Origin of the sequence: Dyadobacter chenhuakuii (genome assembly GCF_023821985.2) — a bacterium.
GTDB classification, from domain to species: domain Bacteria; phylum Bacteroidota; class Bacteroidia; order Cytophagales; family Spirosomataceae; genus Dyadobacter; species Dyadobacter chenhuakuii.
Genome location: NZ_CP098805.1, coordinates 956,980 through 981,102, shown reverse-complemented (window position 1 = coordinate 981,102; position 24,123 = coordinate 956,980). Strand labels below are relative to the sequence as shown.

Annotated in this window: 17 protein-coding genes; 8 read left to right on the top strand and 9 right to left on the bottom strand. The window is 46.5% G+C overall.

Annotated features, from left to right (window positions below; genetic code table 11):
* Positions 1-22: 22 nt before the first annotated feature.
* Complete coding sequence (locus NFI80_RS04180) at positions 23-502, top strand: response regulator (protein WP_235164802.1); 480 nt, start codon at positions 23-25, stop codon at positions 500-502.
* Here NFI80_RS04180 and NFI80_RS04175 read toward each other — a convergent pair.
* Positions 479-1,555 carry a glycosyltransferase family 9 protein gene (locus NFI80_RS04175; protein WP_235164803.1) on the bottom strand — a complete coding sequence of 359 codons (1,077 nt, stop codon included), beginning with the start codon at positions 1,553-1,555 and terminating at the stop codon, positions 479-481. The two genes, NFI80_RS04180 and NFI80_RS04175, sit on opposite strands and share 24 nt — an antisense overlap.
* On the bottom strand, positions 1,548-2,132 hold the full coding sequence (locus NFI80_RS04170; protein ID WP_235164804.1) for a D-glycero-alpha-D-manno-heptose-1,7-bisphosphate 7-phosphatase: 585 nt from the start codon (positions 2,130-2,132) through the stop codon (positions 1,548-1,550). Before NFI80_RS04170 ends, NFI80_RS04175 begins: the two co-directional genes overlap by 8 nt.
* Before the next feature lie 161 nt (positions 2,133-2,293).
* Between NFI80_RS04170 and NFI80_RS04165 the strand changes: the two genes are divergently transcribed.
* Positions 2,294-2,965: a DUF6766 family protein gene (locus NFI80_RS04165; RefSeq protein ID WP_235160340.1), complete on the top strand. Its 672-nt coding sequence runs from the start codon at positions 2,294-2,296 to the stop codon at positions 2,963-2,965.
* 31 nt (positions 2,966-2,996) lie between these two features.
* On the opposite strand, the gene NFI80_RS04160 is transcribed toward NFI80_RS04165, so the two are convergent.
* From NFI80_RS04160 to NFI80_RS04150, 3 genes are all read right to left on the bottom strand, one after another.
* Complete coding sequence (locus NFI80_RS04160; RefSeq protein WP_235164806.1) at positions 2,997-4,247, bottom strand: alkaline phosphatase family protein; 1,251 nt, start codon at positions 4,245-4,247, stop codon at positions 2,997-2,999.
* Positions 4,248-4,435: 188 nt separating this feature from the next.
* Positions 4,436-6,241 carry a RagB/SusD family nutrient uptake outer membrane protein gene (locus NFI80_RS04155; protein ID WP_235164807.1) on the bottom strand — a complete coding sequence of 602 codons (1,806 nt, stop codon included), beginning with the start codon at positions 6,239-6,241 and terminating at the stop codon, positions 4,436-4,438.
* An 18-nt stretch (positions 6,242-6,259) separates the two neighbouring features.
* Positions 6,260-9,538 carry a SusC/RagA family TonB-linked outer membrane protein gene (locus tag NFI80_RS04150; RefSeq protein ID WP_235160337.1) on the bottom strand — a complete coding sequence of 1,093 codons (3,279 nt, stop codon included), beginning with the start codon at positions 9,536-9,538 and terminating at the stop codon, positions 6,260-6,262.
* Positions 9,539-9,750: 212 nt separating this feature from the next.
* Here NFI80_RS04150 and NFI80_RS04145 point away from each other — a divergent pair, with 212 nt between their 5' ends.
* A complete protein-coding gene (locus NFI80_RS04145) occupies positions 9,751-10,386 on the top strand; it encodes a TetR family transcriptional regulator (RefSeq protein ID WP_235164809.1) in 636 nt (211 codons plus the stop codon).
* A 224-nt stretch (positions 10,387-10,610) separates the two neighbouring features.
* Here NFI80_RS04145 and NFI80_RS04140 read toward each other — a convergent pair whose 3' ends face one another.
* From NFI80_RS04140 to NFI80_RS04125, 4 genes are all read right to left on the bottom strand, one after another.
* Positions 10,611-11,204: a hypothetical protein gene (locus tag NFI80_RS04140; protein ID WP_235160335.1), complete on the bottom strand. Its 594-nt coding sequence runs from the start codon at positions 11,202-11,204 to the stop codon at positions 10,611-10,613.
* Between the two features lie 81 nt (positions 11,205-11,285).
* Positions 11,286-11,999, bottom strand: a complete 714-nt coding sequence (locus NFI80_RS04135) for a helix-turn-helix transcriptional regulator (RefSeq protein WP_235164810.1) — start codon at positions 11,997-11,999, stop codon at positions 11,286-11,288.
* Positions 12,000-12,025: 26 nt separating this feature from the next.
* Positions 12,026-12,658 carry a haloalkane dehalogenase gene (locus tag NFI80_RS04130; RefSeq protein WP_235164811.1) on the bottom strand — a complete coding sequence of 211 codons (633 nt, stop codon included), beginning with the start codon at positions 12,656-12,658 and terminating at the stop codon, positions 12,026-12,028.
* Between the two features lie 91 nt (positions 12,659-12,749).
* Positions 12,750-13,889 carry a DUF4249 domain-containing protein gene (locus tag NFI80_RS04125; protein ID WP_235164812.1) on the bottom strand — a complete coding sequence of 380 codons (1,140 nt, stop codon included), beginning with the start codon at positions 13,887-13,889 and terminating at the stop codon, positions 12,750-12,752.
* A gap of 325 nt (positions 13,890-14,214) precedes the next feature.
* Between NFI80_RS04125 and NFI80_RS04120 the strand changes: the two genes are divergently transcribed.
* From NFI80_RS04120 to NFI80_RS04100, 5 genes are all read left to right on the top strand, one after another.
* Positions 14,215-16,617, top strand: coding sequence for an ABC transporter permease (locus tag NFI80_RS04120; protein WP_235164813.1), 2,403 nt, complete (start codon positions 14,215-14,217; stop codon positions 16,615-16,617).
* A 180-nt stretch (positions 16,618-16,797) separates the two neighbouring features.
* On the top strand, positions 16,798-18,096 hold the full coding sequence (locus NFI80_RS04115) for a DUF4932 domain-containing protein (RefSeq protein ID WP_235164814.1): 1,299 nt from the start codon (positions 16,798-16,800) through the stop codon (positions 18,094-18,096).
* A gap of 180 nt (positions 18,097-18,276) precedes the next feature.
* On the top strand, positions 18,277-20,697 hold the full coding sequence (locus NFI80_RS04110; protein WP_235164815.1) for an ABC transporter permease: 2,421 nt from the start codon (positions 18,277-18,279) through the stop codon (positions 20,695-20,697).
* Between the two features lie 21 nt (positions 20,698-20,718).
* On the top strand, positions 20,719-23,145 hold the full coding sequence (locus NFI80_RS04105; protein ID WP_235164816.1) for an ABC transporter permease: 2,427 nt from the start codon (positions 20,719-20,721) through the stop codon (positions 23,143-23,145).
* A 165-nt stretch (positions 23,146-23,310) separates the two neighbouring features.
* Positions 23,311-24,096: a hypothetical protein gene (locus NFI80_RS04100; protein ID WP_235164817.1), complete on the top strand. Its 786-nt coding sequence runs from the start codon at positions 23,311-23,313 to the stop codon at positions 24,094-24,096.
* Positions 24,097-24,123: the final 27 nt, after the last annotated feature.

Below are 24,123 nucleotides of genomic sequence, written 5' to 3'. Positions count from 1 at the left end.
AATAACCAGGGGAATCATTAGCATGGACACCGAATTATTTATAGTAGACGATAACCCGGATTTACATTTTTTGCTTTATAATATTTTCAAACAGTTTGATAAATCGTATCGTGTGAAGTTTTTCGAAGATGGCCGGTCCCTTTACCGCCATCTCGATGCTTTATCGCAGCGGCATGATAATCACCTGTTTCCCGGGCTTATTATTCTCGATCTAAATATGCCGGGTATGAGCGGAATGCAGCTTCTTACGCTACTCAAACAGCCTTCCAAGCCGGAACACGTTCATCTCAAAGACATTCCCGTGGTTGTAATGAGCAGCGACCACTCGGAAGAAAAAATCATAAATTGTTACAAGCGTGGCGCGGATGCTTATGTCATCAAACCGATTGACCATGAGCTGATGAAATCGACTTTGCATTCGGTATGTAAGTTTTTTCTTAGAACGGTGGATCGAAATAGCCAGTTAAGCACCTCCCACTCAGATGTGACTTCCCGGGAGTAAGGTTTCGAGCGCGGATAGGATCATCTCCGGCGTTGGATAAGGGATATGTTCGGTATATAATTTTTCGGAAACATATTGAATGACGGTGTTACGGCTTCGCAAATGGGTGGGAACCGAAAATGGTAAGATTCTGTGATCCGACTTCCACGGCGTGTGCTGCGGGTTGGTCTCAGCATATAAAACAACCAGAGGCGTCTGCATGGCCGCGGCAATGTGAATGGTTGCTGTATTAACCGAAACGACGCAAGTTGCCTGCCCGATAAGCGTTGCAAATTCTCCTATCGAAAGCATTCCCGCAACCGACATTGCCGGTTCCCCGATTCCCAGGCTGACCTTTTCGGCCAATTCCCGCTCAGCAGCAGATCCGGTTATGAAGATCTGCAAATCATATTTTTCCGCAATCTGCTTTCCCGCTTCTATCCAGTATGCTGTCGGGTATTCTCTTTTCGCTTCGGACACGCCGGGATGCAGGATCATATATGGCCGTTCCGCAGAATCGGTCACAGCAGAGAGTTTACGAAATAGGGAAGCCCGTTCCGATGATCCGATTTGGAGTAAAAGACGGTCGTCCGCGGTAAAGGCTCCTAATTGGGCAACTAGGTCAAGATCACGCTTAACCTGATGGGATATTTGCTGGTAGGGCTCCGGATCTGGGAGCCAGTGTGTGAGCAGTTGATAGGGATTTTCGCGCGCATAGGCCAGGCGCACAGGGATATCGGCCATATACACGAGCATCGCGGCTGGCAGCGCGCTTTGGCTGTAAACGGTAAAAATGATAGCTGCATCAAAATTCCTGCTTTTTATTTCATCAATTCCCGCAGCCAATGCACCGCTGCTGCTGCCCGCACTCTGCACCCAGGGCAGGTCGGATACGATCATGTCATCGATGCAATCCAGATAGGGCCCGATGAGTGAGCCTGCTTTTGAGGTGAGCAGGGTTATGCGGCTTCCGAACGTCTCTTTCAATGCGCGAATGGCGGGTGCGGTCATGATGACGTCGCCCATATTATCGGCCCGGATGCAAAGTATGTTTTCAAATGTTTGCTCAGGCATTGGCAATGGAGTTTTCGTTTGTAATAATGTGTTCTGCGGCATCCAGGAAGTAAGTTGTGGTGTAATCGGGCTCCCGGAAAGGGCCTTTCAGCCATTCCGTTTCATTTCCGTTATTGATTAAAATGCTTCGGCAACCAGCACGGTTACCCGCCTCTACATCATTGAGAATATCCCCGATCATCCAGGATTGCACCAGGTTAATGTTTAAGTCTTCTGCCGCTTGAAAAAATAACCCAGGTTGCGGCTTACGGCATGTACAGGTCTCACGGCCCTCAGACGGCGCATGCGGACAATAATAAAACCCGGAAAGTTTAAGACCGTTCTTCTTGAAAATGAAATTAAAATGTTCGATCAGCGCGTCCAATTGACTTCGAGAAAATCTCTGTAAGGCCAGCCCCGATTGATTGGAAATGATTACAAGTTTGAATCCCTCCTCCTGCAATGCACCAAGGCCTTCAAAAACGCCCGGCTCGAATGTTACTCGCGCAGGATCGACATTATAGGGAACATCTTTTACAAGCGTCCCATCTTTGTCCAGGAAAATAGCTTTGGCGGGAGGAATTTCCGAATACAGCATGCATTATATTGGTTATAAGACCGCTTTTGGTAAAAAACAGTGCCACTGTGTCGGCTTTTCCGAAGCGCTGTTTAAAACTTGCAGAAGCACTGGCAAACTTTTTGATATGCCGCTATCTTACGAACGTAATAAGAACATAACCTTTCATATACCAAACACAAATGGGCCAGGCCAATAAGCAGCATTCATTTTTATACAGAAACGGCTTAGGCCTTCTTTTTGTGGCTCTATTTATTATAACGCTCGGTGCGCAGGCTGTAACAGGCTGGTACGAACACAACTCAGAGCTTGAACAGGAACAGGCAGCGGCAATCACCTTCCTCAGCTATCTTCAGACCGGGCATTTTATTTCTGCAACTTTCGAAAATTTTGAAAGTGAGTTTTTGCAAATGGCCCTTTACGTAATACTTACGGTAGGACTTCGCCAGCAAGGTTCCGCGGAATCGAAATCCCTAGATGAGCCGGAAGAAGTGGATCGCGAGCCTAAGCCGGGACCGGATGCGCCCTGGCCGGTGCGGAAAGGCGGATTTGTATTGAAGCTTTATGAAAATTCATTGTCCCTGGTGTTCGGGATCCTCTTTATCATCAGTTGGGGCCTGCACTTGTATGGAAGCTGGGTGGACCATAATGAGCAGCAGGTTTTACTTGGGAAGGCAAAAGATTCGATTGGTGATTATCTGCTGCAAGCCAACTTTTGGTTTGAAACATTCCAAAACTGGCAGAGCGAATTCCTATCCATCGCCAGCATTGTAATATTGACTATTTTCCTGCGCCAGAAAGGCTCCCCGGAATCAAAACCAGTGGATGCACCAAATTCTGAGACCGGGAAGTAAAGTTTAATAGTTTCGGGCGAAACATTCAGTGTTACTGCTCCACAATCCAGCGGTTGACCGCATTGTATTTTCCTTCGACAACCACCTTGTAGAATCCTTTCGGGAATTTGCTGATATCTAATGATGCTTTTCCTTCCGACACGGGGAGTTGTTTCATGAGCATGTAAAGGTCGCTGCCGCCGGTTTCGAATTTGTTGGTTACGGCAAGCCAGATCTTCACCTCGCCATCTTTTTCCTGCGGCAGCCAGCTTACAAGAATGTTGTCCGATTCCTTCTTTACAGCCAGATCGGTGATGGAAATTTTGCCTGTTAAAGGGATGCCGTCCAGCTCGAAGCGCTGCTCTTTCGGGATTTTCAGATCCAGGTGCCGTGCCATGGTCGGCATAATGTCCACGATAGCCGGAATCTGCTTGTTTTGTTCAGATTTGGTAAAATAATGGTTCAGTTCTTTGGCATTTGTGACAATCCAGGTGCTGCGCTCGGCATCGGACTGGCCGCCGTGGTCCTTGCCGGCCGGCTCTCCCCTTCCGTGATCCGTGGTGATAAATAGCTGCCAGTTTTCACCATGCTTGCTCTCTCTCTCTTTCACCGCTTCCCATAGCTGGCCCATTTGCGCATCCATTCTTTTTACAGCATCAAAAAACTGCGGACTATTGCCATAGCGATGGCCCATATCGTCCGTAAATTCCAGGTAAACCCAGGAAAGATCCGGCGCTTCACTTTTAATGTTGGCAGCTGCTTCGTCCACAACTTTCCCGTCGATCTTGCTGATGTATTGTGCCCCTTTATCGTGTGGAAAATTGATGGTATCGAGCTCAAAACCATCGAAAAAGTAATCCATCTTCATCTTCCCCGTTTCCGGCAAGCCCGTCCCGATCAGCTTCGTGCGGTTGTCAAGCCAGGTGGAAAAAATGGCGGTTTTTTTGGCAGGATAGGCTTCACGGAAAAACCTGAAAACAGTCCAGTAATGGTAATTGGGAGCCTTAATATCGTTATCCCAGACATTATGCTTGTTCACCCACGTGCCGGTCAGCAGGCTGTTGTAACCTACCGCCGAAATCGTCGGCGTTTGTGAATATGTCTTTTTCTCACCCCCCACATAGGCCCGCGTCATCCCTCCCACTTTCGCAATCGCATCCAGATTAGGAGTCGCCACTTTTTTCAACTGCTCATATGAAATACCATCCACGATGACGAAGAGGGATTTGTTCTTAGTCTGGGCAGCGGTCTGGTGGAAGAGGAAGAGGGTTAGGATTATGGTGATGGCTTGTTTTGGGGACATTGGGGTATGGGTTTGTGGTTATGGGTTGTTTGGTTTAATGTGGTTTGTTACTAGCCCTGTCACCCTGAGCGGAGCCGAAGGGGGCGTTACTACTTGGCAGCAACGCCCCTTCGGCTCCGCTCAGGGTGACAGGGTTGGTAACTTGCCAGTTGTCAACGCTTGGGCCGTCAATCTCGGCAGTAAGATAACTACTCCCAGCCAAAATACTGCTTCAAATTCGGGTTAAGCGTTACTTGTGACTTGGGTACGGGTCGGTAATAGTATTTTGGTTCCTGGAATGTGCCTCTTTCCGGGTCGGTAACGATGGTGCCGCTGGTTCCGTTTTTCAGGAAAAAGGATGCATCGCTGCCAACCGGGCCTACACGGTAATAGATCAACTTCTTGCCCAACGAATTGGATTCTTTGTTGGCCTCGGCCGGAATGGCTGAGGATACGGGGATCAGTTTTACATCCACGACACCATCGCCGGTAAGGTCGTAGTTGCCCAGGCTGGGAAAGTATAATCCTTCCGGCTCTTTTTCAATGAGCTTTCCGGCATTCCAGCGCATAAGGTCGTCGTAACGGAAACCTTCCATGGCCAGCTCAACGCGCCTTTCGCGGCGTATTTCGAGCAACGCGCCCAGGGTGCTGCTGGTTGCGGATGGATATTGCGATTTCAATGTGGCATCCGCTGTGGCATTCAATGTCAGCTTAGGCATCCCAGCGCGGGCACGGACCTTATTTACAGAAAGATCCAGATCGGCTTGTGCCAGCTCGTTTAGTTCTGCTTTCGCTTCTGCGTAAGTGAGCAGCACTTCGGCATAACGCAGCAATGGCGTGTCCAGGCTGTTGGCAACTGCCACTTCTTTTTGATTTACAAAACCCTTTAACTGGTGATAACCCGACTGATTCTTGGCAAACTGCTGAATATAAATCCCGGCGCCCTGCGAATAAGTGGTCGCATTCACCAGTTCCCAACCTGGGTAAGCGAATGTCTGGTAGAGGCGCGGATCCCGGTTTTTGAATTCTTCGGTAAAAAGCTTTGCAGCATAACCGGCCTGGCTTGTGAAAGGCGTGCCATCCTTCATGAGATACGTTTGCAGCAAATCACGCGCGGGACTGGCTTCGTAATTCCCGAACATAAATGCACCCCACCAGCCACTATTGATCTTATCCTGTTCATTAAATGTGCCCAGGATCACCTCTTTATTGCTTTCCAGACTTGTATTATTGAATAGCGAAGCGTAATCTTCCATTGGTTTGCCGGTGCTATGGACCGAGTAATCACCGCTATCAATCACTTTTTTCGCAGCGTCCCTGGCAATTTGCAAGAAGCCGTTTGCAGACGCTTGCAGGTTAAGCTCGCTATGATATTTGCGAAAAGTGCCTTCGTATAAAGCATGTCGGGCCTGGTAAGTAAGCACAGTGGCATTGTTGACCGCACCCGACCGGTTGTCGTCACGCACATGCTGCGCGGCGAAAGCATAGTCTTCAAATATTTTACCAATCACAAACTCCCGGTTATCCTGCGGCTTATTAAGCGCTTCGTCATTGGTCGCGAGCACGTGGTCATACCAGGGCACATTGGAGTAACGCTTCACTTTTTCCATGTAAAATCTTGCACGGAAAAATCGTGCGAGGCCTTCGTAATGATTCAGCGCCTCCTCACTGATCGGTGCTTTGCGGAAATTGTCCAGGAAAAAATTAATGTTGCGCAATGCCGTCCAGTCCCAACCTGCATTGACCGTGGCCGATGAAGGGTTTCCTACCATAATGCTCTTGATCTCCGTTGCGCCGGTGGTGGCGGCATTGTCAGTAGAAGCGTCATCGACGTAAATGCCGGTTCCGCCGAAATCGTACAGGCCCAGGATGTAGGTTTCGAGGTCCTGCTCGCTGTTGAAATATTTATCTTTTGAAATTTCCGTTTGGGGAACGCGGTCCAGGAACTCATCATTACAGCCCGAAACAACGGTTAGCAGGCCGGCTGCCAGCAGCAATTGAATATATTTTTTCATTTTAAGATCTTATTTAAATTAAAACTGCAGTTCCAATCCGAATGAGAATTTCCGCTGGAACGGATAAGCATATCCCCAGCCGCTTGAAGTGCTCTTGGAAGGGTCTACTTTATCGACATTATCCGTGATGGATTCCGGGTCAAAGAACTTCTTCACCCCCGAAAGCTCCGCCAGGTTTTCGCCGCTTGCATAAACGCGCAGTCTCGAAACCTTGATTTTTTGCAGCATCGCCGATGGGAATGTATAACCGATCGTAATGTTTTTGAGTCTCACATAAGCGCCGCTCAGCATGTAACGAGTCTGCGGAATCGCAAGCCCCTGCGACTGGTCCACCCGTTCACCCAGGTTTCTGTCTGCAAGCCAGGATTGCAATACGGGGAACTTCGCGTCGGTGTTGGCATCGGCCAGGCCGGCGTTGATATAGGACTGCGAATGTTGTCCGCGCAGGACGTCGCTATCAGCCGCGCCGCGATAAAAATCGAGCAAATGCGCGTATCCGCCGGCATATGGCTGCTGGTAAAAGCCCCAATAGAGATAATTGAGTGGGTAATAATCCATTTTACCAATGCCCTGGAAGAATGCGCGGAAATCAAAACCATTCCATTCTGCGCCCAGATTCAACCCAAAACGAAGCCTCGGCGTAACATTGCCGATCCTTGAAAGGTCTTTGGCATTATCCACTGTCGTCCCTTTTTCTATTTTACCATTGCCATCCAGGTCCTGATATTTAGGCCAGCCCGGCACAACCGACAATGCACCCCAGGGAATGATCTGCGTTTGGTCGAGCTTGCTGATCTCGTCCTGCGTCTGGAAAAGGCCATCGCTTTTCAGTCCCCACATTTCACCAAGCTCCATACCTTTGTAATATTGGGTCAAATTCTTGTTCGGGTTGTCGAAGCCCGTGATCGTTGAACGGCTGTCGCCCAATGTGAACTTGCTGTTGAAGCGCAGGTTTTTTCCGCCTACATTGAAATCTTCATCATAACCCACGGACAGTTCCCAACCTTTTGTTCTCAGGTCTGCCGCATTTTCTCTCGGCTCAGCCGCACCGAGCACGTCCGGAAGATCGCGGCCCTGCGTGAGCATTCCCTTAGTATCCCGGCTGTAATAGTCAAATGAAGCCGTGATTTTGTGTTGAAAAAAGCCAAGATCAGCGCCTATATTGGCGGACGTTACTTTTTCCCAGGTATAATTAGGTGAAACCGGTGCGTCCGAAGTTACCACTTGCGGCACGTTGCCGTCTACAATGTATTGGCCTCTCTTAGTCCCCATCTTGGCGATGTAGCCGTATTCACTCACAAACTGGTTACCCAGCAAACCGTAGGATCCACGGATCTTAAAATGGTTTACAACCTTCGACACTGGCTTCCAAAACTCCTCACCGTCTACTTTCCAGGCCGCCGACGCCGACGGGAAGAAACCAAAACGCTTGTCCTTCGGGAACTTGGAAGAACCGTCGTAACGACCATTGAACTCGACAATGTATTTGTCTTTATAAATGTAGTTCAAACGGTAAAACGCGCCCCGGATCGCCCACTCACGGATTCCCTCACCCACAAGTGCCTCGCCAGTTGCCAGGCCTATGCTTGGTAAGGAAGCAGAAATAACACCCGCTTTCTGCGCCTCGAAATACTCAGCCCGGTTTGACTCCTGGTTGTAACCTGCTATGGCATTCAGACTGTGAAATCCTAAGGCCTTGTTAAAGGTCGCATAAGCATTAAAAACAGTGTAGTTAACATTATCCGCTCTGCGGTAGGCAATATTATTGCCCTCTTCGCGAATGTCCGACGGCCCATATCCGATCCGCACTTTGGACTGGTTTCCCGCGTAATTAATGTTCTCTCTCCGCGTAGTGAAATCAGAATTAAATTTCAGCATATCTTCAAAAAAGGACATTTCCGCATTGAAAGTCGTCTGAAACATATTGTCCTTTTTGAGTGAACGACCGCCTTCCGTCAGCTGCGCCGCTACTCTGCCCACATCCGTATTGGCCCAGGTTCCGTCCGGATTTTTATCCACCGATGTAGGGAACAGGTCATAAAGCCTTTGGATCGAGAGTTGATACGGTTTGGCTCTTTCAGTCAGGGCAATGGAAGTGTTGTTTCCGATGGAAAGCCATTTGTAAGGCTGGAAGTTAACCTTGCCACGCGTGGTGTAACGGTCGAATTTGTCCTCTGCAATTTTCAACGCACCATTCTGAGAATCATACGCGCCTGATAAATAATAAGTTGTCTTACCCGATTTCCCGGCAAGCGAAATGTTGTGGCGCTGCGAAAGCGTAAAATTATCCAGGAAATATTTGGTCCAGTCCGTGTTACCCATGTATTCATAAAGCGAATTATCGACCGGGTTCAGGCGGATCGGATCGGTTCCGGAGGGGTTGTCTGAGCGGTCTTTGGCCCAGGCATACTGGCTCGCCGTGTAATTAACGTTGTCCCAGGGCGTGTTATCCGTCGAAGTTTCAAGCAAACGCATGTATATATACGGATCAATCACTTTGTTGGGAAGCACGGTGGGTTTACCGAATGAAAAGTTGTTAGAGTAGTTGATGCTCATCTTTTCCCCTGTGCCGGTTTTAGTCGTAATAAGGATCACGCCGTAGGCCGCACGCGCTCCGTAAATGGCTGCCGAAGAAGCATCTTTCAAAACCGAAATACTCTTAATGTCCGAAGGCGCAATGAAACTCAGCTCCGCCGCGTCCATCGGCACATTATCAACTAAAATCAGCGGGTTACCACCATTAATGGAAGTAAAACCACGGATGTTGATGTTGGGAGCCTGCCCCGGCTCGCCGCTTACGAAGTCAATGTTAAGGTTGGGAACTGCGCCTTGCAAACCCTGCGCTACATTCTGGATTGGCCTGGCTTCCAGCATTTTGCTGTCTACCACGTCCACCGCTCCCGAAAGGTTTTCCTTTTTCTGGGCACCATAACCCACCACGACCACTTCGTGCAGATTGGCCGCATCCAGTTCGAGGGTAATGTCCAGGGATGTTGCCTTGCCTACCGTTGCTTCCTGCGGTTTGTAACCTATAAATGAGAAAACAAGAACGGCATCAGGCTGTAAACCGCGCAGGACATATTTTCCCTCGCCGTCAGAAACTGTTCCTTGCTGCGTTCCTTTCACCAGTACGTTCACGCCGGGCAGCACGCCGCTGCCGTCAGCCGATTTGATTACTCCCCTCACCTCGCCCTGCGCAAAGGATTGGAGCGCCGAGCCTCCCAATAAAGCCGTCAGCAGCCATAACAGGCAAACCGACCGATGCTTTTTAAACAAGTTAGATAGATTTTGCGCCATACAAATGATTTGGTTAAAATGATGACTACGGCCGGGAACGACCGTTTTATTCTTCGCAAAATTGCTGATTCAGGAGGACATACGTTTTAAGGGAATGTTAACAATTTGTCATTATTTTGATTGAACGTTCATTCAATAAAAATACGCGGGTATAGTATTCTACTCTGATGTTTTTCTTTTGTATTATCGCGGATTCAAATCAAAACTCAGGCATGGGAAGAAAAAGCCTCAAAGGGGCCCGACAGCAGGAAATTATTCTGGCTTTTTATAAATTGGCAAAGATAGAGGGACTCGAAAATACTTCTATCGCCAAGATAGCCAAGGAGATGGATGTGAACCCGAGCCTTATCATTCATTATTTTCAAAATAAAGAAGAGCTGAGCTACGCTCTGATCGACTTCATTCTCGACCGCTACACGCCGATTTTCAATGTGCCGGGAAAATCTGCCAAGAATTCGAAAACCATTCTGCTGAAAGTGATCGATAATCTTTTTTCAAAGAAGTGGGACACATTATTTGACGACGGGCTTTTTTATAGCTGCTATGCCTTATCGTTCCGGGACGAGAAAATTAAAATGAGATACAAATCCCTCCTGGAAAGCCTCAGACATAAACTTTCCGAGCTGATTGAAGCATGCAATGAAGACGGAAGCCTTTCCGTTGACAATCCCTACGAATGCGCCGATCTTATATTTACGATCCTGGATGGCGCCTATTTTTATTTAAGCATGATCAAAGAACCCTCCATCGCCAAAGCAAAACTGGCCAGCTACAAGCAAAAGGCGTTGAATGTGGTGGGTTTGCAAGCTGAAAGTCCGCTTGCGTCCGGAGCTGTTGTGTTGCTGTAATCAGATCATTAGATTTTTACTTTTATTCGAAGCTTTCCTGACGTTGAGTCATTCAGGGATTTATAATTTATATAAACCCGCTGACTGTAATAGTCATTCCTGGCCGCAGGTTGGCTGAGCTTCCCGGCGGGAATTAGTATTTCCGTTTTAGATTCAAACCGGGGATCTGAGGACCAATGAATTGCTGCGCTGTGAGATAGCTCCCCTTAACCATTAATACATCTTCAAAAAGAATAGCCGATACCAATCCTGCCGCCGGGGTTCATGATACTTTGCCGGACGCCACTTTCCTGGTTGTCTAAAGAAAACAGACCGTGGCGCTCAACAAAGGGATTTATAAAGATAGCAATGTGCTTGTAATCGTATTTCAGACCAACGCCCAAACCAAGGCCGATGCCTGTCTGCCGGTCTATGGCAATATCTTTTGGATTAATCTGGGCATCAAGGAGCAAGCCGCCATTAACGAAAATGTATTTCAAAAAAGTCAAATGAGCATAAACCGGAACAGAAATGAGCTTTAAAGACTCAATAATGTCCGGAATGACAACATTTGGCATACCTACATAATCGACCTTAAAGTTGAAGGAGCTGTAATCGATCCCGGTTTCGAGTGTAATAATTTTACTGCTTTTTATAAAATAGCGAATACCGAACGTATTTGAAGCAATAGCCTTATAGCCTCCTCCTCCATCCACATTCCGGTTATAGACCGGCTCAGGTTTGGACCTGGAATAACTTACGAAAATCGCATTTGCATTCTGGCCGAATGATTGGCCTGAGAGGATCGTGAGCACGATAAGTAGAAAATATTTATTCATGACGAGCAAGGTTTCAATGGCTGATGTAACTCTAATATACATGATCCGGTTCAACCTTCCAACGCATTGTTTGAAAGAGAATTAACCGGAGTGTCTTCCGACATTAAAAAATTCTTTCGGTGTCTGCCCGGTGAACTTTTTGAAGTTTCTGATAAAGTGCGATTGGTCAAAGAAACCAGCATCCAGAGCTGAATTAAGAAGGGGCCCATTTGCCGGTGCCTGCCCGATGAGCGCTTTCATACGGACTATATCAGCAAATTGCTTCGGTGTTGTCCCGACGGTCTTTCGAAATCGTTTTTCAAAAACATCTAAACTAACGTGCAGGTTATCAGACAATTCCTTTACACTGAGCATTCCTTTGGCAGCCTTTATTTTTTCAACAGAGTGCGTAATGAGCAGATCGTTTTTTTGACACCGAATCCTTGCAATGAAAAACTTCTGTACAATATTGACTTTGCCTTGAATGGATTCAGCTGCTTCCAGCTGTTCTTGCAAAAACATTAATTCGGAGGGCTTGAAAAAGTGATCTAATGATACATTCAGTTCAAACAATTCGTGAATAGGCAGATGGAAGAAGGCAGCAGCGCCGCCTTCTTTAAACTGGACAAGAATATTAGCACTGTTATGGCCGTATTCGGCAATCCTGAAAGATTTCCTCAGTCCGGATAGCGACAGCACAGGGAGGCAATTGTTGCCATTCTGCCCTTGATAATGAACATGACCCTGCAAGCGGATAGCTGCTACAACAGAAGTATCCGGCAACAAACGGTTCACAAAGGAGCCGTTGCTTTCCACAACCACAAATGCCCTGATAAATGGGCTCAGGCAAGCATGGCCCGCCTGTCTTCGCCGGGCTCAGAAAATGGGCGACGGTATTCCGCCATTTCTTTGTCCGACAATGTGCGCAGGATCGTTTTTGGTAAATTAAACTCTATAAATGAGTTCTTCATCAGGACCATTTCTTCTCCTTCACTGGTCCGCAGTTTTTGAAAAGTTTCGCGTGCTGCACCGGGTACTTCGTCCCAGGCGCGTGGCCTGGTAATGGCTTCCATATACACGAATCCTTTCACGGCACCAGGATGTTTCCTTGCCCAGTCAAAAGCGAGGCCCGAGCCCCAGTCATGCGCCACAAAAATGATATTTTCATGAATGCCGAGCGTGCTGAAAAGCATATCCAGATGCATCATGTTATTAGCAAAATTATAATCCGAGGCATTGCTGAAATGTCCCGAGTCTCCCATGCCCGGCAGATCAGGAGCAATGCACCGTCCCAGATCCTGTACATATGGAAGAACATTTCGCCAGATATAGCTTGACGTTGGGTTGCCGTGAAGAAAAATAATGGGATCACCTTTGCCATAGTCCAGGTAAGCCATTCGCAGCCCATTGATAGTCTTATACTTTTTCCGAAGCTGAAAGGCAACTTCGATTTCCGTGTTTTGAGTTGTTTTCATTTTTTTACTTTCCTTTTTTACACAAAATTCTGTGTATCCCAGGATAGTAAATTGTATAAAATCATTGATTTGATTTAAAAATTTGAATCCATTACCAGAAGGCAGGCTTTTGATTAGTGCCTCCTGCGGTGTGGCAATCGGTGCATTCTGGGGTTGCTACCAACACAAAATCCGTGCGCGGGCCCCAGTAAGTAAGCAGCAGCTTTTGTGTGTTGAATGCACAAGGGTCGTCAGGAAATCCGGTGCACCGGACCGGAATGGTGTCAGGTTCCGTACATCTTGGGAATTTACCCAGACTCGGGCTGATGGTCACCCTTTTAGTTTCTTCTGTTGAAGCGCTGAAATATCCGAATACGAGCTTTGTAGGATCGGACACATTCTTGATATTTCCGGTGACTTGCGCGGGCTGCGGGTCAAACAAACCTCCGGTCAACTGTGTTGTTTTCGAAAGCTCAGTCCAATATTCAAATGCTTGCCGGGACAAACCATATTGCTTTACCAGAATGCTGTATTTCCTGAAAAGTTTGTTTGACGAGACTGGAACTGTGTTTACAGGCAGATCTTTGATAATATCCTCGCTGAGCCGGACTGTACTTCCTAGTAAAATGCTGCCGCTTTTTTTATTCCCCCAGCACTTGGTAATGTTCTCTTTTCGGGATACAATCTGGCTGTCCACAATTTCCAGGGCCGAGGAATAAGTCGATTCGTATTCCCAGGTTTCGTCGAATTTCCAGCGGTAAAACTTCGTTTTGTTCTGCTCGTCGTGCGCATTGACATAAAATATCATGGCATCGAGAACGACATCCAGCTTGTAAGTAAGACTGTCAATAGCCGGTGTCACACTTACTGTTACAAAATCCGACACATATTCCTGTCCGTTTCCAGTTTGAATCCGGATCCGGTATTTATCGCCCATATTAAATGCATCAGGAGGAAGTACATACATTCCGCGCACAGTTTCCACAAATTTATAGCTGATCCCCGTCTCACCTTCCACCCTCACCGAGGCGCCAGTTTCAATGACAGGCTGATCCGTCTGATTGACATTTTGCGTCCTGCGCAGCTCAATGCGGTTGGTGTCGCTGCCGCCCACATTGAAAAAACCGTCAACTACAAGATATTGCTCGTCCAGGCTCACCTCGGGAGGCGAAAACGGCACAATGCAGCTTTCCAAAATGATCAGGAGCACAATTAGGAACTTATATGTTTGCTTGAACCGCAGAGTCATCATCTATCCTGATTGGTTTTATAATGAAGCGACATCACCAAAAGTCACATCATGTTATTAAATACTAAAATGATGAACACTATTGAAGCGAAAGGTTATGTTGCCCGCTACTGAAATGCTTTCATTCGTGAGAGCATTACTATTTCAGATCAAATGTTAATACGGACATTCATATCCGGCACTGTCCGAAATCGGACAAATTCTTTGGCAGCAATGGGTTTTACGACATAAAATCGATGATTATCGCGATGGCATAATACTTGACTTTGCAATCAGGAATACTGACCAACCTAACCGACCCACGCGATTGCTACGAAATTATATCAAAATGGCACTGCGGAGCCTGATCCAAAATAAATGGTACTCTGCAATTACGGTTACCGGGTTAGCCACCGCACTGACCATTACACTCTTTATTGGTCTCTACATTAAAAATGAGCTGAATTTTGATCGTTACAATGAAAATTCAGAACGCATATACCGAGTAAACAGTGACATCAGCTTCTCCCTACAAGGCCTGCAAACGGCTGCCGCTCCTACCCCGCTGGGCGCAACTTTGAAAACAGAATTCCCGGAAGTGGAAGAGACTGTCCGGTTGGGCAAGTATCAGAACTGCCTGGTGAAAAGCACGCGCGATAATGTCCGAGAGCAGGCTATTTTGCTTGCCGATTCTACTATATTTCGTGTTTTTACATTGAAGATGCTATCGGGCAATCCAGCAACAGCCTTAGCAAAACCCAACTCCGTGGTCATCACCGAGCGGATGGCCAGAAAGTATTTTGGCACAACCCATGCCTTAAACAAAGTTTTGACTTTCAATAATAACGAGTCCAGGCAAGTAACGGCTGTCATCGGCGACATTCCGGCAGAATCCCATTTCCAGGCCGACTTCATTCTGCCGCTTTGGGAAACCAGGGACGCAAAAGCAGACAAATGGGGAAACCATATTTTCAACACCTACATTCTGCTCAAACCCGGAACCAGTCCAAAAGCCGTCCAAGCCAAGTTTGAAAAAATATTACAAACCTATCTTGATCCTGCCTTACGACGGTTTTTCAACACTACATTGGCCGAGGCACGCAAGCAAGGCAACTACTTCCGTTATTCGTTAATCCCACTGACAGACATTCACTTACATTCCAACAGAGCAGGCGAACTAACGCCTAATGGCAGCATGGAGTATGTTTACATTTTCGCTGGCATCGCCCTGTTCATACTGATGATCGCAGTTGTGAATTTCATCAATTTGACAACGGCCCGCTCCGTCAAACGTGCACGGGAGATCGGTGTCCGAAAAGTGCTGGGGTCCAATCGCATTGGTTTGATATATCAGTTTTTGTCTGAGTCCATGCTGATCGCATTTATCTCTATGCTCGTTGCAATTGGAATCTTGGTTAGCATGCTACCTGTTTTCAATTCATTAACCGGCGAAAGTCTGTTGGTCTCAGAATTTACAACGCTGCCGGTTACTTTCTTTTTGTTCCTGGGCACAGTTGCTGTCGGCTTATTGGCAGGGATCTATCCTGCTTTTTACATTTCCTCGTTTCAGCCTGCAACGGCCATTAAAAATGGTTCCGGCTCACATCCGAAAAGGCAAAGCCTGCGGAGTTCGTTGGTCGTATTTCAATTTTCCATGTCTGTGATCCTGATCATCGCGACTTTACTGATTAACCAGCAATTGCAATTTATTCAAAGCAAAAACGTGGGCTATGGTAAAGAGCAGGTCATTATCCTGAATACTCCCGAAGTGCCCGAAAAACAGCTTCGCACTTTTAAGGAAATTGCTTTGCAGGATGAACAGGTCAAGGCGGCGAGTATCAGCAGTTTCCTGCCCGTAACCTCCAAACGGAACGGCGACTATTGGTATCCCGAGGGGCAAACTGACCAAAAATATTCAGTGCCCATGCAGGAATGGGAAGTTGATGAAGATTACCTGGCGACGTATAAAATGGTGTTGGTTCAAGGCCGTAATTTTTTAAAAGGCCAGGCGGCTGATTCAAACCGAGTCGTGATCAACGAAACTGCCGCGAAACAGCTTGGCTACAAGGAACCTATTGGAAAAAGCATTCACAAGCAAGGCGGTGACAGATTAACAATTGTGGGTGTTGTCAAAGATTTTCACTACGAATCGCTGCGAACCCGAATCGAACCATTGTGCTTCATGCTGGACGCTGATATCGTTTCCGACAAAAGCAATGATGCGCTATCGCTGCGATTGGAAACATCGGATATGGCCGCCTCAATATCCGTGTTGGAAAATAAATGGAAGAAAATCGCACCCGGTCAGCCGTTTGAATATTCTTTTCTGAATGAAAGTTTTGATGCAATGTACCGTGCCGAAGAACGGACACAGGTGCTTTTCACAACGTTTACAACCATTGCGATTTTCATTTCGTGCCTGGGCTTGTTCGGTCTGGCGACATTTATGGCCGAGCAGCGTACCAAAGAGATCGGCGTTCGGAAAGTGCTGGGGGCGTCTGTCAAAAGCATAGTAACATTGCTGTCAGGCGATTTTCTGAAACCCGTATTGTTTGCGATCCTGATCGCCTCTCCTATTGCCTGGTACATGATGAGCCGCTGGCTGCAAGGCTTTAATTACCGGATAGAAATCGAATGGTGGGTTTTTGTCCTGGCCGGAACATTAGCAGTTAGCATTGCTCTAATTACTGTTAGTTTCCAAAGCGTCAGAGCAGCGCTCATGAATCCTGTGAAGTCATTGAAAAATGAGTAGGATTTTAGCCGCGGGAATTTCACAATTATTTAAATTGTCTGTTAGTTGTTTTGTCATGTTTCGATTTTCTTAAAAATGAAGCTAATCCCTGTTTTCATATTTTTTTGCTTAACTAAACTCACTGCTCTGGCTCAGCATAATCCAGTTCCCGTTTTGCATGCATCTTCTGATAATTTAATCATGTACCTGGATGGTCAACGGGATGAATTCAATGGTATAAATAAACTTGGTCGGCATTTCAGTTACGCTTTTGTTGTGCCACAGGATTCGTCCGTATTCAAGCTGGTATCAGAATCCGATTCCATATCAATGGTGCTGAAACCAAAAAAGAATAGTGTTTTTAAAATTGTAAGAGAAGCCCAGGGAGACACAGTTACGTGCACTTTTTCAATACAAAAATTAGTCAAACCCGCGTCCTTAAATGATGCATATAAAATTAAAAATGAGGGTAAAACGTCTATTGAAATTCCGGAAGTATATGAGTTAATAAATATCATCATTGCCCTCACCCGATACGGTGAAACAAATGCCATTTATAAAGACACCGACTATTTTAAAAAAGTAATCACTCATTTTACTACGTATAAGCAGGAAGCAGCTGTACGGTCAGTCGATTCGCTGTTGCAGCTCTCGCCGGAATTCTTTTATCTGCATTTAAAAATGGACAGCTATGTATATATTTTCTCTGGCGATAAAATCATAAACGGAGCCATTTACAATCGCATAGCATCTGGTGAAAAGAACGAATTGGATCCTTATATTCCGGTTTTGGAAACATTTGCCGGCAAATCCGGATTCCGTGCATTTTACAAGAAGCAATTGCCTTACTATACCAGTTTGAAAAAAGATTACACGGATAACATTGATGTATCCGGCATGAAAAACTGGCTTACACGCGAATTTCCAGCCATTAAAAATTCCGCTGTCAAAGTGATCTTTTCTCCTTTGGTCGGATGGAACCAATCTGCCAGTTCTTTAACGGATAATGGTTTTACAGAGGCACAAGCACATGTCAATTTCCCATTTATTAATGAGAAAGATAAAGCACAACCTGCCGGAGTTTTGAAAGGTCAGCGAATGATGATTGCATTTACCGAAATTAATCATGCTTACCTGAATCCCGAAGCGGAAAAGCATGAAAAAGCCATTCATAATTCATTCAAAGATTTGTCCAAATGGATTACTCCGGGCAAACCTTCCGCAGGGTATAATAATGCATTGGTTTGTTTCGAAGAGTATATGAATTACGGATTAGTCACATTGTTTTATTCAGATATTTTTGATCAGAAAACATTTGCTTCACTGAATGACCGCATTGAGAACAACATGACCGAGTCGCGCGGTTTTCAACAATTTAAAACATTTAATCAGGAATTGCTGCGCTTATATAGAAACAGAAAGCCGGGTCAGACCGTCGCAGATTTGTATCCCGACATAATTAACTGGGCATCCGGGCATGCCGACGCGAGAGACCGTTGATCGGGCTGATGATTTTTACATTGACTGAATAAGCAGCCTTAACGTGTCCTCCTTCCTTGAACAAATCGTTCATTTTCGAACAGCAACGCTGGTAAGCGCTGCATTAATTTTCTGATTGTCAACCTGTTAAAAACATGGCATAGATATTGATCTTTTCCAAATATATTTATTTAATGGATTATGATCGGAAGCTACTTCAAAACATCAGGACGTGGTTTATTGCGTAACAAACTCTTCTCGTCCATCAATGTTGTCGGTCTTGCTATCAGCATGTCTGTCGGCCTACTGCTGATTGCATTTGTGCTTGACCTGCGTTCGTATGACAAATTTCATAAGCATGGTAAACGGATCTATCGCATCACCAATGTGGCGACTTTCAAGGGCGAACAAGGCAGCAGCAAGTATTCATCGACTTCCATTAAGACGGGTCAGCTCATCAGGGAAAAAGTGACTGGTGTCGAAGAAGTGGCGATTCTGCGGAATGACTTCCTGCAGGACGCTACAGTTGGTGACAATGTGCTTCCTATCAAGGGCTTCTGGGCGGAGCCTTCGCTGTTCAGGATGTTTACATTTCCAATGCTGGAAGGCAACCCCGAAACAGCCCTGAAAGATCCCTACTCAGTCGTTCTTACAGAAACAGCGGCGAAAAAATTATTTGGCAACGGACCAGCGCTCGGCAAGGCAGTCAAATTTGATACATTAGATTATCAGGTCACCGGGATCATAAAGGATGTTCCCTTTTTTTCACATATCAGTTTTGAGGCGCTGGTATCGTTATCAACGGCCCAACAGCTCAACAAGAATGACAGGGAGTTTGGTAAATGGGCAAACATGTTTTCCAACTCCGTATATTTGATGCTGCCGGAAAATGCCAATCTGGCTGCCATCCATACACAGCTCGACGCGATTGCAAACAAAGAAAATCTCGCCGAAGAGCAAACAAATATCCAGCTCGAACTGCTACCATTGCACGACATTGTAATTGGCGAGGATCTCCACTCCGGCTCCATGAGCGGCTCGGTGAACCCGCATATGCCACCGATCGTACTTTGGATACTGAGTGGTCTTGCATTTGTTGTGATTTTGTCTGCTTGTTTCAATTATACCAATCTATCGATAGCGCGTGCAACGCGCCGCTTCAAAGAAATAGGCCTCCGCAAGGCCATAGGCGCCCGCAAGGGCCAGATATGGCAGCAATTTTTGGCGGAGGCGATCCTGATTTCGCTTGCTGCCCTGGTTCTCTCCTATTTCATTTTCCTCACCCTGCGGCCACAACTGATTAATATTGCCCCGCAAATGCAACGCACGGTGAAGCTCGACCTCACGCCCACAACCGTAGCAGCCTTTGTATTTTTCTCAGTTACTGTGGGCGTCATTGCCGGTGTCATGCCTGCATTGTTTTTTTCGAAAGTGAGTGCAATCCATGCGCTCGGGAATGTTTCATCGGTAAAAGTGTTCAAGAATGTGACACTCAGGCGCGCTTTGGTGGTGGTTCAGTACACGGTCACATTGATTTTCATAACAACAACCGCCGTGGGCTATGTTCAGTATAAAAACATTCTTGCATTGGACCTGGGTTTTAATACCGAAAACATCCTGAACATTGACATGCAGGGAAATAAGCCTGAGGCACTGCTTAAACAATTACAGGAAATGCCGGAAGTAACTGCGTTATCCAGATCGCTGATCATCACCGCCGTTGGCAATGCATGGGGCGGTCATATGAAATACAAGGATTCGCAGGACTCTGCACTCGTCATGACCAACCACATTGACGAAAATTACCTGTCTTTGCACAATTACAAGCTGCTCGCCGGTGAAAATTTTGTGACGCGGCCCACCACAGCCGAAGCAGCTAGCGAAGTGATTGTCAACCAGCAGGTTTTGAAGTGGTTTAACTTAGGTGATCCCCAGGAAGCAATCGGAAAACAGGTTATGTTCAGCAGTTTTCGAATAAAAGACCGCAAAATGAAGATTGTCGGCGTCATTAAGGACTTTCACTATGGCAAAGTAGACAACCTCATCGAACCCGTAGCATTCATGTTCTGGACACCTGAGGACCGAGCCGTTATTAATGCCAAGATACAAAGCGCGGACATGCCGGCAACCATGGCCAAAATCGAGTCCGGATGGAAGAAAATTGATCGGATCCATCCTTTTAAGGCGAAATTTTATGACGAAGAGATTGAAGATGCTTACAGCGAATTCTCAACCATAATCAAGATCATTGGCTTCCTTTCAATCCTGGCCATTTCCATTGCCTCCATGGGATTGTTTGGAATGGTAGTATTCACAACGGAGACAAGATTGAAAGAAATCGGTATCCGGAAAGTGATGGGAGCCAGCTCCGGCAGCCTAGTTTTCCTGTTGAGCCGTGGTTTTGTTGTGTTGCTGTCTATGTCAGCATTGATTGCTATTCCTGCTACATATCTTTTCTTCGAATCGTTTGTGCTTACGAACTTCCCTTATCATACACCGGTTCAAATTGCCGAGCTATCCGCCGGCTTGCTGGTGGTATCGCTGATCGCTTGTATCATGATCGGCTCGCAGACGATGAAGGCAGCAAGAAGTAACCCGGTAGAGATCCTGAAAAGCCATTAAGGCATCAAACAGCTAATCAACATGCTTACAAATTACCTCAAAATCGCCCTTCGGATTATCAGGAAGGACAACACGTTTACCGTGATTAATGTCGTGGGTCTGGCGACTGGATTGGCTGTGGCGTTGCTGATCATTCAGTATGTGCGGTTTGAAATGAGCTATGAAAAATCTTATCCGCTGTCTGAGCAGGTTGTGCGGATCTCTATGGATTATCTGAACAATGGCGCATTGGATGCACAGGACGCTGAAATGTATCCGCCAGTTGGGCCCACGGCGATGCGCGAAATGAGTGAGGTTGTTAATTTCACGCGTGCTTACCCGTTGCGAAAGCCGAATGTGACCGTTCAGCTGGACGATAAATATTATCTGGTGAACAATGTCTACGCAGTCGACTCGGCCTTTTTTTCAATGTTCCATTATCCGCTGCTCAGGGGCAGCCGAAAAAATCTTTTTACCAAACCGCGGCAGGTTATCCTGACAGAATCATTGGCGCTGACTTATTTCAATACGCTCGACGTCCTGGGCAAAACGTTAAAAATGCCGCGAAGAAATGGCACCATTCTGCTCGAAGTGGTGGGCGTGGTGCCGGATAGCCCGGCAAACACACATCTGAAATTGGACATGATCGTATCTTACCCAACCATGATGTCGGATTTTGGCGAATCGGATGATAATTGGAACAACAATAACACATACACTTATCTTCAACTGGACGCAAATACGACTTACGAAGCATTTACAAAATCGCTGGCTGCGTTCAGTGACCGGCTGGTCAGCGAAAAGAAGATAGTCAATGAGCGGGTTGTTGCGCAGAAGATCAGCGATATTCACCTGCATTCTAACAAGACTTATGAGACTGAACCGGGCGGCGATGCGCAGTCGGTATATTTCCTGCTGGGCGTAGCATTTCTTGTGTTGTTGACTGCTTTCGTAAATTATGTAAACCTTACCACCTCCAAGGCGCTTGACCGCGCGCGGGAAATTGGCATGCGGAAAGTGGTTGGTTCAACGAGTGGTCAGATAAGGACACAGATTTTCATGGAAGCTGTGCTCATCAATGTGCTGGCGGGAATTGTGGCGGTCGTGTTGGTAGCAGCTTTTGCTTCGGTATTTATTGAGATGGCGGGGCTGCCCGAGGGTTTTGTTGTTTTTGAAGATGCATTTTTTTGGGAGAGTCTCGGGACGTTCCTGTTATTGAGTATTTCTTTATCGGGGTTTTACCCGGCCTTTGTTCTCTCTTCGTTTGATCCCGCCGCTGTGCTGAAAGGGCAGTTCTCCCGTTCGGCGAAAGGCGTATTCCTTCGCAAGGCTTTGGTTGTTTTTCAGTTTACAGTGACCATTATCCTGCTTGTCCAAACGTTTGCGGTATACCGGCAGGTGAAGTTTTTAAGGCAGCAAAATCTTGGCCTCAACATGGACCATACGCTGGTGGTTGAAGCTCCTGTGGCGAGTGACGCGCACAAGGATAATGTTGCGTTCAGGCAAATGCTGCTTGCTCAGTCTAATGTTGAATCGGTTTCATTTTCGGGAACGGTGCCAGGGCTGGGATCGACGCAAATGGGGACGACGACTGGCCTGAATCCGTCCGGGGCCGCTAAGAAAACGTATTACAATTATTATATTACGGAGGCTGACACTTCGTTTTTTAGTGTAATGGGCGTTAAGCTGCTCGCTGGAAAAAACTTCGATGCGCTGACAATTCACGGTTTTTCGGACACCACCAATCGGCAGCTGATCGTCAATGAAGAAACTATCCGGCTTTGGGGGTTTGCGACGCCCGAAGCGGCCATCGGTAAGGGTGTTGATATGTGGGGACGCAAGGCAACCATCCGGGGCGTTGTCAAAAATTATCATTACGAATCACCAAAAGCTGCCCACATTCCAATCATCCACCTGTATTCTCCGTACTTCCGCTCGTTTGCAAGTGTGAAATTTACAACAGGAAACGCGGATGAACAGCTCGCTTCATTGAAAAAAGTTTATGAGGCCAACTTCCCTTACGCACCATTCAGCTATTTCTTTTTAGACAGCGAATACGACAAACAATATAAATCCGATGACCGCTTCCAGCAGGTTTTCGGCGCACTAACTGGCTTTGCCATCCTGATCTCCTGCTTTGGCCTGTTCGGACTTGCAACTTTCACTGTCTCAAAGCGAACCAAAGAAATCGGGATCCGCAAGGTAATCGGGGCAAGCACCACAAGCCTCATGCTTTTGTTGTCCAAAGATTTTATCAGAACTGTATCCATAGCCATACTCATCGGCTTACCAATCACCTTCTTACTGGTCAAAAACTGGCTGGCGCATTACGCTGTCCGCATTGAACTGAGTTGGTGGCTTTTTTCCGCTCCTGCCCTGTTGGTGATGGTGTTGGTACTCATATCTATTGGCGGCAAAACGGTTGCGACGGCGTTGATGAACCCGGTCAAATCCTTACGTAGTGAATAGATCTTTCCTGTTTTACCTATGGGCGTAAAGCCTTCCCTTCATTTTTATAATTCTTAATACTTCTTAATGAATGTTTAAAGCCTGGCCTGTCAGCAGACAGTAGTTTTGTCCGTCGCATTAGTTACGGATTTCCAGCCATTTGTTTTAAACTTAAAATCTACTCCAATGGAATTTAACTTCCAGTATTTACTCAGCCATTTTGAACTCAGAGAACTTAAAAGCCAGGCCGATTTAACAGACCACCTTGCCCTGAGAAGAAAGATTTACCAGAAAGAATATTCAGAAGAATATCTGGACAATAAATATGATCTGCTGCCAAGTGACTGGAAAGCAAACCTGATTGGAATATTTTCCGAAGGGCGACAAATCGCCACGATCCGGGTGGTGAGAAGGCAGGTTAATACAGCGATAGAAAAACAGCTGGCAAGCATTAACCATAAGTTTGGCCTCGGAATCAAGCCCGACATGTCTGATTCACTTCCAACCGAATATGCTTTTGATATAAAATCCGGCAATAACCTGCATTTCAGGGACGCTACCGTCGAGTTGAGCAGGGTTGCGGTTTCGGACGAGTTCCGGGGGTTAGGGTTGTGCAGATTTGCCATGTTGGCGGCGATTGGGATTTCGATTTTAGATAATGCCAAATATTGCCTTTACTCGTGTTCGACGAATGCGGTGAAGTATCATGCGGATCTGCTGCCGATGATGGCAGGAATTTATGCAGAGCAGAATGACAATGGTTATCCAGGCTTTAAATTTCCCACTTCCTCGGCTGCTGTGCTTTCGGAGATCCACAGTATGTCGCAAAAGCACATTAACCGCGCCATTCTCGCCGGAATTGTTTGCAGATACGGCATCGATGTCTTAGGCGATCATTTCTCAGAAAAAACTGGAAAAGCACAGCTTGGAAGTAAATCGCATCTTGCTGAATATAATGCCGTCAGCGCTTAATAGACATTGATTTTACACAAAAAAACT